Origin of the sequence: Paenibacillus sp. FSL L8-0641 (assembly GCF_038006265.1) — a bacterium.
Lineage (GTDB): Bacteria > Bacillota > Bacilli > Paenibacillales > Paenibacillaceae > Paenibacillus > Paenibacillus polymyxa_D.
The window spans coordinates 3,723,568-3,736,987 of sequence record NZ_JBBOUW010000001.1 but is presented as its reverse complement, the minus strand read 5'-3'; the positions used below and the strand labels follow the sequence as shown (position 1 = coordinate 3,736,987).

17 protein-coding genes are annotated in these 13,420 nt (G+C 37.9%); 14 read left to right on the top strand and 3 right to left on the bottom strand.

Features of this window, described 5'->3' with window-relative positions:
• The first annotated feature begins 458 nt into the window (after positions 1-458).
• The 3 genes from MKY16_RS16875 (at position 459) to MKY16_RS16865 (ending at position 2,461) form a co-directional block, all read left to right on the top strand.
• Positions 459-1,145, top strand: coding sequence for a hypothetical protein (locus tag MKY16_RS16875; protein ID WP_069010401.1), 687 nt, complete (start codon positions 459-461; stop codon positions 1,143-1,145).
• Between the two features lie 194 nt (positions 1,146-1,339).
• Positions 1,340-1,729, top strand: coding sequence for a hypothetical protein (locus MKY16_RS16870; protein ID WP_029515454.1), 390 nt, complete (start codon positions 1,340-1,342; stop codon positions 1,727-1,729).
• A gap of 276 nt (positions 1,730-2,005) precedes the next feature.
• Complete coding sequence (locus MKY16_RS16865) at positions 2,006-2,461, top strand: NUDIX hydrolase (protein ID WP_029515453.1); 456 nt, start codon at positions 2,006-2,008, stop codon at positions 2,459-2,461.
• A 242-nt stretch (positions 2,462-2,703) separates the two neighbouring features.
• On the opposite strand, the gene MKY16_RS16860 is transcribed toward MKY16_RS16865, so the two are convergent.
• Entirely contained in the window at positions 2,704-3,453 is a 750-nt protein-coding gene (locus MKY16_RS16860) for an SDR family oxidoreductase (protein ID WP_340886016.1), read from the bottom strand.
• 240 nt (positions 3,454-3,693) lie between these two features.
• Between MKY16_RS16860 and MKY16_RS16855 the strand changes: the two genes are divergently transcribed.
• The 11 genes from MKY16_RS16855 (at position 3,694) to MKY16_RS16805 (ending at position 11,171) form a co-directional block, all read left to right on the top strand.
• Complete coding sequence (locus MKY16_RS16855; RefSeq protein ID WP_340956265.1) at positions 3,694-4,251, top strand: TetR/AcrR family transcriptional regulator; 558 nt, start codon at positions 3,694-3,696, stop codon at positions 4,249-4,251.
• Positions 4,252-4,553: 302 nt separating this feature from the next.
• The gene (locus tag MKY16_RS16850) at positions 4,554-5,003 is read left to right on the top strand and encodes a GNAT family N-acetyltransferase (RefSeq protein WP_340956263.1); all 450 of its coding nucleotides are present in this window, start codon (positions 4,554-4,556) and stop codon (positions 5,001-5,003) included.
• Between the two features lie 209 nt (positions 5,004-5,212).
• Positions 5,213-5,626: a GNAT family N-acetyltransferase gene (locus MKY16_RS16845; protein WP_340956261.1), complete on the top strand. Its 414-nt coding sequence runs from the start codon at positions 5,213-5,215 to the stop codon at positions 5,624-5,626.
• 185 nt (positions 5,627-5,811) lie between these two features.
• Positions 5,812-6,342, top strand: coding sequence for a hypothetical protein (locus tag MKY16_RS16840; protein ID WP_340956259.1), 531 nt, complete (start codon positions 5,812-5,814; stop codon positions 6,340-6,342).
• A 197-nt stretch (positions 6,343-6,539) separates the two neighbouring features.
• The gene (locus MKY16_RS16835) at positions 6,540-7,061 is read left to right on the top strand and encodes a hypothetical protein (RefSeq protein WP_340956257.1); all 522 of its coding nucleotides are present in this window, start codon (positions 6,540-6,542) and stop codon (positions 7,059-7,061) included.
• A gap of 242 nt (positions 7,062-7,303) precedes the next feature.
• Positions 7,304-7,750: an oxidoreductase gene (locus MKY16_RS16830; RefSeq protein WP_340956254.1), complete on the top strand. Its 447-nt coding sequence runs from the start codon at positions 7,304-7,306 to the stop codon at positions 7,748-7,750.
• Between the two features lie 181 nt (positions 7,751-7,931).
• The gene (locus tag MKY16_RS16825; protein WP_340956252.1) at positions 7,932-8,252 is read left to right on the top strand and encodes a hypothetical protein; all 321 of its coding nucleotides are present in this window, start codon (positions 7,932-7,934) and stop codon (positions 8,250-8,252) included.
• 282 nt (positions 8,253-8,534) lie between these two features.
• Positions 8,535-9,152 (top strand): hypothetical protein, encoded by a 618-nt coding sequence (locus tag MKY16_RS16820; RefSeq protein WP_340956251.1) that lies wholly within the window; start codon positions 8,535-8,537, stop codon positions 9,150-9,152.
• Between the two features lie 81 nt (positions 9,153-9,233).
• Positions 9,234-9,659 (top strand): protein export chaperone secb, encoded by a 426-nt coding sequence (locus MKY16_RS16815; RefSeq protein WP_340956250.1) that lies wholly within the window; start codon positions 9,234-9,236, stop codon positions 9,657-9,659.
• A 408-nt stretch (positions 9,660-10,067) separates the two neighbouring features.
• Positions 10,068-10,523: a DinB family protein gene (locus MKY16_RS16810; RefSeq protein ID WP_029515442.1), complete on the top strand. Its 456-nt coding sequence runs from the start codon at positions 10,068-10,070 to the stop codon at positions 10,521-10,523.
• A gap of 21 nt (positions 10,524-10,544) precedes the next feature.
• Positions 10,545-11,171: a class I SAM-dependent methyltransferase gene (locus MKY16_RS16805; protein ID WP_340956248.1), complete on the top strand. Its 627-nt coding sequence runs from the start codon at positions 10,545-10,547 to the stop codon at positions 11,169-11,171.
• Positions 11,172-11,333: 162 nt separating this feature from the next.
• On the opposite strand, the gene MKY16_RS16800 is transcribed toward MKY16_RS16805, so the two are convergent.
• Both MKY16_RS16800 and MKY16_RS16795 read right to left on the bottom strand, forming a co-directional pair.
• Complete coding sequence (locus MKY16_RS16800; protein WP_340956247.1) at positions 11,334-12,197, bottom strand: sulfurtransferase; 864 nt, start codon at positions 12,195-12,197, stop codon at positions 11,334-11,336.
• Between the two features lie 75 nt (positions 12,198-12,272).
• Complete coding sequence (locus tag MKY16_RS16795) at positions 12,273-13,217, bottom strand: DMT family transporter (RefSeq protein WP_029515438.1); 945 nt, start codon at positions 13,215-13,217, stop codon at positions 12,273-12,275.
• Between the last annotated feature and the right edge of the window lie 203 nt (positions 13,218-13,420).

Below are 13,420 nucleotides of genomic sequence, written 5' to 3'. Positions count from 1 at the left end.
CTTGGTTCGCTAGAAGTGGAAAGCAGAGAGAGAAGCGGGATCAGCTCACAACCCTGCGAGGCTAAGTCCGATGGACCCGGCGCTTTGCGCTTTAAGCCTCTCGGATTCGTAGATACAAGAACGTTATGCGAAACTGCTTAGAGATGGAGGAATACCAGATGTTTTTGAATTCTCATGTCTTTGAGTTAGCCAAAAAATTAAATACAGAAGAGAATCATAAGCAATGGACAGGCTTAAGAAGAAATTCTGTATTCTATGGCTTGGTCTGCTATATTAACAATTCAATTTCTTTATGTCTAAGTGATAATTATACAAGTTCAATATTGTTTTTAAGAAGAGCAACATCGGTTCAAAAGTTTTCGAAGAAGCTTCGCATAACATAATATCGGAGCCTAGGCCAGCGAGTTGGGGTTCATGCATACAGGAACGTTATTAGAAAGACTATGAGGAGGAAAATAATGAAGCTATTTCATGGAGAACAAGTCTTAATTAAAGAAAACAATCTCTTACAGCCACAAATACATACTCCTCTTGGAATAATTGAATTTTCAATCACAGTCTCTGATAACTTCTATTATCCAGAAAAAAGTTATAAACTCAAAAATGGTGGATCATTATATAAATATTATTATGATTCATTTGATTGTGAGCTAGTTGTCTGTAGACCCAAGCTCAATCTCGCTTTACATCTGACAGTAGAAGAATGTTGGGGAGCAGTTTTTAGAATAAAGCCTCATGCGAACACTCAAATAAGTACGTGCAGCTTTTCTGCTTCTTGGAAGGAGGGTTACAGTTGGACAGATTATGGATCTAATACTGGGGAAGATCTTGAAGCTGTCGAATACGAGAATCAGATATACCGTTTACACTTGGGGACACAAGACGGGGATATGTTAATGGCAAGAAGAAATCAAGGAGATATGATTCCTAAATCGCTATGTTTAAACTCTGACTTTGAAAAGCACGGTTTTATCCTAAGTTCTGATAAAGGCATTAAAATTCCTATGACACTAATTGATTCTAATGAGATATGCCAAGTACATTTTTTAGTTGCTTGGAATAAGAATATCAAAGAGGATGTTTCGACGTGGTTGGCTGTGGACCAGTTCTCAAATGAAATATTAAAGGGAGAAGAAATTTTGTAGATACCCTCAAAATTGTCATAGTTCATCTGATAACATAGTATCACACATCGGCATACGCCCTCGGCCCGGCAGAAGGATTTCGGAAAAGGAGATCACTGTAGGACACCTGAGCACTCGCTGGGATCGTGAATGTAGAATCGTTAGATGAAAGCCCCCGAATAAATAAAACCATCTAAAAAGGATGAAAAGAAAAAGTGATAAAATCTATTAGTATTGATGAATGGATTGGGACCACATTCAATGAAGAAATAGTTATGAATCCTACGTGGGCAGACACTTTAAGTTTTTTTAAAAAACTCGATGGAGATAAATTTACATTAGTTTTTTTTGAGGTATCAGATACAGATTCAGCATTGGTTGGAGGCGGACCGGAATATTTTATAGTGTCTATTACAATTGATGGTAATATATATACTCTTATGAACAATAAACAGGGAAACGGTGAAATTCATCTGGTTGCTGGTGGCCAGTTAGGCAATTATTGCGATAACATTTGTATAGAATTAATTCCTATGCTTGAAGTAATAAAGTATTTTTATGAAACTGGAAAACTACTCGAAACACATAAATGGAAACGAGAATAATAATTACTTAACTCGAAAAAAGTCAACGTTATTTAACATAGCATTCAACTCATCTGGCCGGGACAAGCCCGACCCTTAGCCCGGAAGATGCATTTCGGAAGGGCGGATTCAACGGAAACATTCAACCGGCTAAGTAGCAGAGCCACCCGGACTACGTGCCTTATCCATTGACGAAAGTAGATTTTAGAAGTGAATCCGTCATATAACGTTAAATTCAAGCAGTGGCTCCTAACGGAGCCTTGGTCTGTTGAAGGATCTCAAAGGGGCGTGAAGAAATTGAATTACATAAGAGAATTAAGAGAGTTAGTAGGTACCCGACCTATAATTATGGCAGGAGCATGTGTGATTCTCATAGATGATGAGGGACGATTACTATTGCAGCAAAGAACTGACAATGGTCTATGGGGATTACCAGGAGGTTCAATGGAGCCTGGTGAGAATATGAAGGAGGTTGCAAGCCGGGAACTTTTTGAAGAGGTAGGCTTAGAAGCCGAAGAGTTAGAATTACTTGATATATTTTCAGGCCCGGAACTCTACTATCGATATCCGCATGGAGATGAAGTATATAACGTAGTTGCAGCTTATATATGTAAAGAATACAGTGGAATAATTAAAGGTGATAAAGCTGAAGTACAAGATATACGATTTTTTGATTTAAACAAGATACCTAATCAAATAAGTCCTCCCGACCTACCGATAATAACAAGATTTTTAAATGAAGTAAGATCATGAAAACATTTTTTTAGTAAATCGAGGATGTCCCCGACATCACCTAACAAAGGGCTGTTTGAACTTCGGGAATTCCCTACATTATGTGAAATCAACGAAATTATTTAAGAGGTAAACATGGGTGTGACCACTAGGCGCTTTTTCTTACTTCACGAGCAAGTTGCAATAAAATGAACATGAAGTAGACGGAGCTGAGTGTCTACTTCATGTTCGCCTAAATTTTTGCAAATTGAATTACAGGTGGATCAATGGATTTTTGGAGGTTCAGAATTCATCGTATCGTTAAGCTGAGTCACAAAAACACCTTCGTTCGGGCCAGGGCTATTTCGAAACATTTTCGCTTCTTCCACCAGAACTTCGTCTGTATCCGTGCCAAGTATCTTTATTGTTGCATCAATGAATGAATCAAGTGGCATCGCACGCGGTTCATCGTTGTTGCTTTGAACCCATGGGGGTACAATTTCTATTACTTTTACCGATGTGTCTTTAAGCATGTACCTTTGGGACAGCGTATAGGTATGAAGTGCTGCCTTTGTCGCGGAGTATACAGCAGTTGTCGCTAATGGTACAAATCCAAGTATCGAAGTCGTGTTGATGACAACGGCTTCTTCTTTGGACTTCAAATGCTCGATGAATGCAGAAATCAACCGAATGGGACCTAGAAAGTTTGTCGTGACAGTCGAAATCAAAACATCCTCATCGATCACGCCCGCCGCGTCATCGGACTGTATGATGCCGGCGTTGTTAATCAAGACATTAACATCAGGGTATTCTTTGATTAACCGCTTGGCGGCCGCCTTTATGCTGGCAGGGTCTTGTACATTCAATTCCACTGCGGACATGCCGGGATTCGCTTTGATCGTCTCCTCCAGACGCTCTTTACGTCGACCGGCGATAATAACTTTGTTTCCAAGATTGTGGAGAGCTTCTGCTAACGCACGTCCAATTCCCGAACCGCCGCCTGTAATAAAAATCGTGTTTCCTGTAAGTTTCAATTTTTAAACCCTCCTAATTCAATGTGATTTAAATCATTCCAAAGATTGTAAAACAATAGATTTCATGATTACAGCTCCACTAAAATTGAACATATGTTGAATCATCAACATAAATTTTATAAAGTGAATGTATCAGAGCGGTATATGGGGTTCAATGGTTAAAACAAGCGTGGTTGTTGATTTTTCAACAGAGGACTTCGAAGTGTTCATTTTTTCGGATAGCACAAAGGGGAGAAGGATATGGACAGGCGTATTCAAAAATCGAGGCAAGCCATTATTGATGCTTTTATGAGGCTGATGTCAGAAAAGGAATTCGAGAGAATTACGATCAATCAAATTGCTGAGGAAGCGAATGTCAATCGCGGAACGGTTTATTTGCATTTTGCTGATAAGTACGATCTGCGCGATCAATGCATGGAAGCTCAAATTAAAGAGTTACTACGCAATTGTATGTCTGAAGATAACTTCTTTCATCTCCCTTCCAAAACCGCACTACTGCGTACGTTTGAATATTTGGAGCAGCATGCTTCATTCTACTCAATAATGCTGACGAACAAGGGAAGTACGGTTTTTCGAAACCAAATAGAGACAATGTTCCGGCAAAGTCTGTGCGAGCATCTGGATTCGATCAACCTCGATCAGGATATGAACAGGGACATTACGGTGCAATTTTTAATTTCAGCGGCAGTGGGGGTATTGGAATGGTGGATTACCCGTTCAATGCCATATCCGGCATCGGTCATGGTCGAACAATTTTGGAATTTGCTGAACCTTGGTGTCGAGGGACACGAACAATAGTGGTTCAAATGATAGAAATAGAAATAACAGAAGAAGAGTCACTAAAAGCTCAAAAAAGTGAAAGAGATGCAGATGAACTAATAATCAAATTACAAAATAAAAAAAGACCATATAAGAAAATTCGCTGATAAAAAAATTGCAGATTGATTTTGAATGCATAATGAAGAAGTTCGGTAACTTCTGATAACATAATATTCAAGCATCGAATCCTTACGGAGCCTTGACCTGCTGGTATAGAGTTTGGGGGGGGCAATTTAGCAGACAACCCTGGAAAAAATAAAAAGATAATGGAGGTATGTTTGGTGCTGACATTAGAAAAAGCTAGAAAAAATGATGCGCAAAGACTTGCTGAAATACAAAAGGCCAGTTTTGAGGATGAATCAAAGCATTTTAATAATAACGAAACCGTTGGGCCCATAGGATATGACTCCATAAGTTGGCAAGAAGAGATGATGCAAAATTGCGAATATTTCAAGGTGCTCTTTAATGGAGAAATAATCGGGGGAGCTATGATATTTGTAGAATGTAATCAAGTGCATAATCTAGGAAGGATCTTTATTGATCCAAATTTTAAAAATCTAGGAATCGGAACGAAGGTGATGGAGAAAATTGAAAATAAATTTCCGGACAGCACTAAATGGTGGCTGGATACTCCTAGCTGGAGTGTCAAGAATCATCACTTCTATTCAAAGTGTGGGTTTACCAAAGTTAGAGAAGAAGGTGACTTATACATTTTTGAAAAGATTTTATAATCTATTTTTGTGGTATAATCTGGGGCGGCACAATTATCGTATAACATAATATCAAAGTAGCGTCTCCGTTGGAGCTTTGGTCTGCTGAATGGACATTAAGGAGGTATTTCAGCAGACAACCCCTGACGGGGTCCAAGAATAAAAGAACATTACAGTGCTAAGTGTTAGCCAAGAAGATATTAAATGAGATTGAATTAGGAGGGTCTACAATGAAGATTGATTTTGCGATTGAATCAGATTATGAGTATATCTCGTTAAGAGACAAGCACATACATAAGGCACTTATAAGAGCAAAAATAAAAGAAAATGAAATTCTAATCATTAGAGAATCCAATCAAGAAATAGGTTGGATGAGATACGGATTTTTTTGGGACAACACACCATTTATGAATATGATATGGATAGATGAGGAGTATAGAGGAACAGGTATTGGTAAAAAAGTTGTCCACTATTGGGAAGAATTAATGAAACAAAGAGGATTTGAAATGGTCATGACCTCAACACTTTCGAATGAAGAAGCTCAACATTTTTATAGAAAGCTTGGATATAGAGATGCTGGATGTTTAATGCTTGAGAACGAACCTTTGGAAATAATACTGAAAAAGGATTTAAACAAAAATTAACGTTGAGGAAATCTAATGAAGGAAGTGACCTTTAAAATATAATATTCAAGCTGCGCCTCCAATGGAGCCTAGGTCTGCGAGTTGGATTTCGCAGGCATTTTAGCAGACAAACCCTTTGAGGTTCATGAATACAGAGGTGTTAGATGAAAACATGCAAAACCAAGTTAAAAGGAGTGGAGGACAGTATGGCGAACACCATTTCATTACCAAAACAATTAAATGATGTAATTGAGCCCATAGGTATGTCAAATGGATTAACTTCAGCCTTTATTGAAGTTCTAGCTATTAGTGGATCAGTACTAGCTAAAACGGATCGAGAAAAAGAATTAATTATTTGGCTAGCACAAAGGGATCAGTCTGTAGTTGGAATAGGAACAGTTGGTTTTGATATTGATGAAATGCCTTGGACTATAGACTCCTTTGAATGCGAGAAAGATTTTATACTAGATACTATTTCAAATGCAGCAGATGGCTTAGGGTGGGAGAAATTAAGCTATAAACCACGGCAAGATTGGGTTGTTAATTGTTTGAATCAATTTGGCTTAATGATTAAAGTATTTAATAAAGAAGATATTGACATGAACAATTATATAGAATGGTCAGAAATTGAAGAGGGGGATGATAACCCTACAATTCCAAGAGGGTATCCCAAATGCGAAAAGCATAACATCTATTTAAATTGCCATGGATGTATACTTTGCAATAATGGAAGCTGAATTAAGGACTGCAGGTATTTCATAGAAGATGGTAACAATCATATAACACAATATTCATGCTTCGGATCTTGCAGAGCTCTTGGTCTGCCAGAGTGATTTTGAAGAAGCCAGAGCAGACAGCAACCCGTGAGGGAGTTCATGAATATAGAAATATTAGGCGAAATATGGTGGTTATACAACAAGTTCGGAGAGAAACCATGAAAACATTCTTAAATAAAGTAGATGAAAATAGACTTGATGTGCTGTCAGTAGATATGGAAATTGACATAAGAAAAGAATACAAAAATATTACAAGACATTCTGGGCGAATGGTTCCTGTTATTGATTGGAGGATAGCTTTATATATAAACGGAAATAAGTTGGGCGAAGATGAAGTGTTTGTTGAAGATGAATTTTTAAAATCATTAATTATTCCAGGAAAGTACCCTATGTTCACTTGTACTTGCGGTATATTTGGTTGTGGGGGGTACTATGTTGAAGTCAGTCATGAGGATGATAGATTGTTTTGGTTAACTGAGCAATCGCCTTTTAAGGAACAATTGGTTAAGACTTCTAATAAGTTTGCTTTCTCTTGGGACCAAATAATCATTTTTTTAGAAGAATTAATACATAAATTTGATGACCTAAAGAGCATAATGATTACGTATGGCTTGAAATTTCAATATGATGTAGAAAGATATAGAGAAATAATTAAAGAGATAAAAGAGCGAGCAAATTAGAATAATGCTTAAAGCAGAATCGAAGAAGTTACAGTGCTTCACCTAACAATATATTCTATACTAAGGCCGAGGTAAGTCGATCCTTGATTTTGGGAACATCAGGCGATGAAGTGACTGTCGGGACAGCCCTAAACTAATTAACCGCATCACGCCAGGCATTCGGTCTTTAAGCCAGTGAGGGTTTGTGAATACATCAACGTTATGTGAAATCTATGTAAGATAATCAACAAGGAGAGAAACCAATGACAACGATAAATACTCTACAAACTAAACTTTCCAGCCGATATGATGAATTTGACCCAGAACGAGATGAGAATAAGAATACAAAATTTGCAGATTTAATTATTGATGGAAGATCACTTTACCAAATGCTCAAGAAACACGATCTGGTTCCATCCTTAGGATGGGGAAGCGAATATCACCAAAAAGAAATGATTCAATACTTTTCGCTGAAGAAACCACATGAGCATATGTACTATAGATATCCAATATTGGTATGTCCTTGGTGTGGAGATGAAGAGTGTGGTTATATCTCAGTGAAAATTGACAGGGAAGAAGAAATTGTAATATGGAAGGATTTCAAGTTGGAGCATGAGAACAAACCAATAAATATAGGTCCCTTTTATTTTGAATGGGCAAACTATGAAAGAGTCATTAATGATACTTTTGGAATAATAGAAAAACAATAATGCACACTGCTTCGAAGAAGCAAAGACATCACTTAACATCATATTCAAGTAGCAGCTCCTACGGTGCCTTAGTCTGCGAGATAGATTTCGAGAAGGCATTTCAGCAGACAACCCCTGACGGAGCTCATGAATACAAGCGTTATAGAAAAGGGACGCAAACCATAAAAAGAAGGTGTTTAAGTTGTTTGGTTTATTTAAGAAGAAAATAATATTTGAAGATCAACTAAACAAGCTTTCTGAATTGGGCATCTTCATGAGTGCAGATTTAAAAAAAGAATTACTTTTGGAAGAATTTTCGAGAAATGAATATGAAGAAGATCCCTACAACTTGCTACTACTTACTTTAGGTGGAGAAGTTGAAGTGAATGGTGAATTTATAAATGTATCTGAGGAAATTTGGTATTTAGATACTGAATGTATTGAGGACCATGGAGACTATGCAAGAATAATAATACGATTAGAGAATATGACAAAACTTAATTTAAATAATATAACGGATTAAGTAGATATTCAGAATGGTACTGCATGGGTCTCTTTTGAATATATTAATGAACTTATCAGATGGGAAATGAAAGTATATGATGATTGGTTGGATATGGAGATATTCAAGAAATTTAACGAACTAATAAAGACTGAACAATCCATGAAATTGTATATTTCAATTTTAGATCAAGGTTGCCTAATGGGCTATTTTAATAAAGAACAAGTAATTGAAATAAATAAATTAACAAAATATAAATTTGAAGAATATCAGTGAAATATGAATAAAAAGGAGCCAAAACAAATGAGTGAATTGACTTTAGGAAGCTTATCACTATTGAAATATAAAGAAGCAATTCTTAAGCATGATCCTATATACGCGGAGGATTTAAATGACAAATGGTTTGTTTTCGTAACCAAAGATATAGAAGAAAGTGAAGAAATTCCAGAAAGTCTATTTCAAATTTCAGAAAACATCCCAGTGTTATATTTTTATAATTTTGAAGATCACTGTTGGGGATACCGTGTAGTTTATAACTCACAAGAGGTAGCAAGTCTTCATATATCATATGTGTTATTAGATACTTCAATTATTAAGCTTGCAGAAGAAAGATATCCAGAGGAAGATCACATTGAATTTTTATATGTCGACCCTAGAGGGGACAAAATCAGAACTGAATTAATTGAAGAAGTCCTGAGATCTAATGAATACAATGAGAAAATAGCAAAACAGTTTACAAATTGCAATCTAAAAACATTTAGATTTTTTGAACTAGATAATGAGCGAATAAAACAATTAGACGATATTTTGAATAATAATTACTATACACAACTAGAATCTGAGCATCAGTTAGTAGAAGAGTTTAAAGAATTATTAAACATTGAGGAAATGAGCTGGATAGGATACGAGCAGATAGAATGAATGAAGAATAGAAGCTAATAGATGGTGAGAGCTCGGAGATACAAGAACGTTAGATGAAATGCGGAGTGTTAGGAGGTTTGCATGAATTACGATGAAGTAATGAATGAAGTATTCTTTAAAGATGGAAGTCTAAGGGATATTTATGTATTGGATACAGACATCCAAGTATGGGCTTTAATTTTTGATTATTTGGAAAGTGATAGAATTAATTATCGAGTGACTATAGATGGGCTAATAACTAAAATTAGGGATATTGCTGAGTTGTTAAGAATTAAAAAAGAAGCAAGTATTGGAATAACTATTGAATATAGTGAAATTGATATTTGTGGATATTTTTATGAAGGAAGCGTTATTGAATTTGATGTTTCACCAATACAGATAAATTCAGAGAAAAAAATAGATGTACTCATGAACTTCCTAAAAGACCTAAGTCGAAAACTAAACAAAACGATAATTATAACTCCAGAAATGACTATGGAAGAATTATTAGTTCAAGTAGAGCCCTGAAGGGAAGTTGAATTGAGTAACTTAAAGAAACGGGAGAATCCATCGGATGGTTGTTGTTCAGGAATAAAAGACGAGCTTCCAGCAACCAATAGAGAAATCATGTATGGTATCTCAAAAGATTATAGAAGTAGAGGATATACGACTCAAGCGGTTCAGGGAGTAATACAGTATTAATTTGAAAATACGGGATTAAAGAATTAAACGCAATTGCATTACTTGAGAATGCAGCATCAAATAAGTTATTCAAAAAAGTAATTTTAAGTTTGTAGGAGAGATAGAAATAGATGCTGAAAGATATAATTATTATAGAATTCATAAAAAGATTTTCAGAAGGCAACCCCTTTGGGGTTCATGAATACAAATACGTTATTCTAACTAACTCAAATTTGAAAAGAGGAGTCGGAAACCATGAATGAGAGGTCGCGGTTACTAGAGGAGTTCAAGGAATGGATACGTTTTGTTTCTGAGATTCGTGAAATGGATTGGAAAATAAAGATTGCTGAAGATAAATGGTCAGTTCACGATATCGTAAGTCATATATTACTGTGGGATAAATACTTTTATGAAGTAGCCATAAATCCGATATTAAACGATGCGCCTTTGACATTAACACATATGGATTTTGAACAATTTAATCAGGATGCTGTTGAATATGGAAAAACAAAAACGAAAGAAGAATTAATTAAAATGACTATTCAGTACCGTAACATGATATTGGAGAGTATAGAGAGTTTTGAAGACGACAAGTTTACTAAAGAATATGCTGACGGGAAGTTTACTGTAATATCATATTTAAGAGATTTTATCTGGCATGATCAACATCATATCAGACAGATTGATGAGCTTAAAAGAAGAGCTATGTGAGTATATAGGCGGGTGAATCATATGGGGGATTATTGGAACAAAAGATTTACTGAAGAAGGAATGATTTGGGGTTGTGAACCAAGTCAAACTGTAATCCAAGCTATAGATTTGTTCAAAAAAAATAATGTACATGATATTTTGGTTCCTGGTGCTGGATATGGAAGAAATACGAAGGCGTTCTCTTCTTATTTTCAGGTTGATGGAATTGAGATATCTAGTTCAGCTATAAATCTAGCAAAAGAATGGGATTTAAAAACTAATTTTATTCAAGAATCGGTATTAGAGTTTACTACAAGCCAAAGGTATGATGGAATATATTGTTATGATTTATTACATTTATTTTTGTTAGAAGACCGAAAAAAACTGGTACAGAATTGCGTGAAGCATTTGAAGGAATCGGGAGTGATGTATTTTACGTGTTTTTCTGATCGCGATTTTAATAATGGTGTGGGTAGGGAAGTTGAGGAAGGAACATATGAATACAAGAAAGGAAAATATGCTCACTTCTTCACTGAAGAAGATTTAATAGAACATTTTAATGACTTGAATATATTAGAAACAGGTTCCATAAGAGAAACTCTGATATATGCTGAAAAACGACAGAAAGAATATGAATTAAGATATATATTTGTTCAAAATATTGGATAGCTATTATAAGAAGCGAGCAACTTCAACTACATCGTTTTATTGTTTCACTCGGCTCAAGTTGACTTTTTGTGTACTTTTGACCAAAAGCAAACACACTGCCTAAGCCTAGTCGCTTAGGACAGTGTATTTGTCTTTAGAGTCTGTATATCCGCTGAAAACTTTTTATTCCTCCCCGGTCGCCACCGGATTCTCCTCGTAACTGATCCAGTCGCTCCAGCTTCCCGGATATAAACGCACCTTATTAAATCCAGCTTCATTCAGGGCCAGTACATTCGGACAGGCGGATACGCCTGATCCGCAATATACGATGATCTCAGCGTTCTGATCAAGGTCTGAGAAATGCTGTTTCAACTGCTCTGCGCTTTTAAATGTACCCTTTTCGTCTAAGACCTCTTTCCAGAAGAAATTCACTGCACCGGGGATATGCCCCGCTGCTTGATCTATAGGCTCTTCCAGTCCCAGGTAGCGCGGCCGCTCTCTGGAATCGATCAATATAGGTGAAAAACCGATATAGGAGCCAACAGGAACAGAATCTTCGGATATACGTCGTACTTCTTTCATACTTGTGAGCATTTGTGGCTGAATATTTGCCACAAAGGTCGAGGGAATGCGAATCGGCTGGTCTGCCGTAACGGGGAACTTCGCTTCCTTCCAAGCGCTGTAGCCTTCTTCCAGCACATATACCTGCTCATGCCCGAGATAGCGCAGGAGCCACCAGAAGCGGGAAGCCATCATACCGCCTTGGTCATCATAAGCGACGATGCGCGAGGCAGCATTGATTCCGGCACGACTTAGACGTGCAGCAAGTGTATCCACATCAGGTAAGGGATGGCGACCCCCATGCTCAGCAAGAGGAGCGGTAAGGTCTTCTTCCAAATCGAAATGAACCGCCCCTGGAATATGGTCTTCATTAAATTGAGTCCGCCCAGCTCCGGCTTGTCCGAGCAGGGAACGGCAGTCGGCGATGATCATGTCCGGCTCATACAATCGGGCTAGCAGCCAGCGTTTGGATACGATGGATTTCATAGAGAATTCCGCCTTCCTTTTTTTAGAAGTGAATTTAATTCATTGAGTATGGTTTATGAAAATGGGGTAAATAAGTTAAGAGCTGGTCTTCAGGGGGTGCTCAGTGTCGGGCAACTCACTTTGATGGACAACTTTCTTTTTAAAATCCGTTCCGTATCGGATAAAAATCCATACCCCGAACAGGATGAAAAAGCCTGCACCAAATTGTAAAGTAGACAACCTTTCCCCGAGCAGCACCCAAGCTAGCAAGGAAGAAATAACGGGCTCGCCGAGTACCGCCATCGACACCGCAGTTGCGTTAATGTATTTGAGCAGCCAGTTAAATAGGTAATGTCCGAACAGCGTAGGTACAATGGCTAACAGCAGGAACAGTCCCCATTCCCGTGGAGCGTATCCGGTAAAAGGAATGGCATTGACCACATTATACAGCGCAAGTGATGTGGCTGCGATGGCAAAAACCCAAAAATTATACACAAACGCGCTCAAATGCTCGCGCAGATGCTTGCCCATCAGCATATGAATGGACACGGCTACCATACCCAAGAAGGACAGTGCGTCCCCGAGCAGGGCTTGTCCAGAGACATGGAAGTCTCCAGCTCCGATGGCCAGCGAGCCGATAAAAGCCATACCCATCCCGATGAGCATAGCGCGATTCGTGCCCGTCCGGAAAAACAAAAATGAACCGAGCATGACAAGGATCGGCTCCAATGTCATAATAACGGTAGAGCTTGCAACGGTGGTCAGTCGCAGTGAGCCCATCCAGAGCAAGAAATGCAGCCCCAGCGCAATACCGGACCAGAGGATCAGCATCCACTGCTTGCGGGTCAGGCTAAACAGCTCGGTGCGGTACTTCCAGACCAAAGGCAGCATGATCAGATTGGTTAGGTACAAACGGTACATAGCGATGACGGACACCTCGGCTTCAGACCATCTTACGAAGATCGAGGAGAACGAAATAGCGATAATACCTATGATGTACAATAATTCAAAGGAAAACGACGGTTTGTGTGCTTGATTCACGTGGCAGCTCCATCCGTATGGGGGAAAATAAATACGTCTATGTTCCTTCCAAGCGGTATCTCGAAAATTAGGTTAATACAGCCCATTATACCGTACCTAACATTCCCGTGGTATTAGGATTTTGCAAAATCCTGAGAATATAATAAACGGGAGCAGGAGGTAGGATTTTGGATTTTAAGTGAGATGCTGCGTAGAACTTTTGC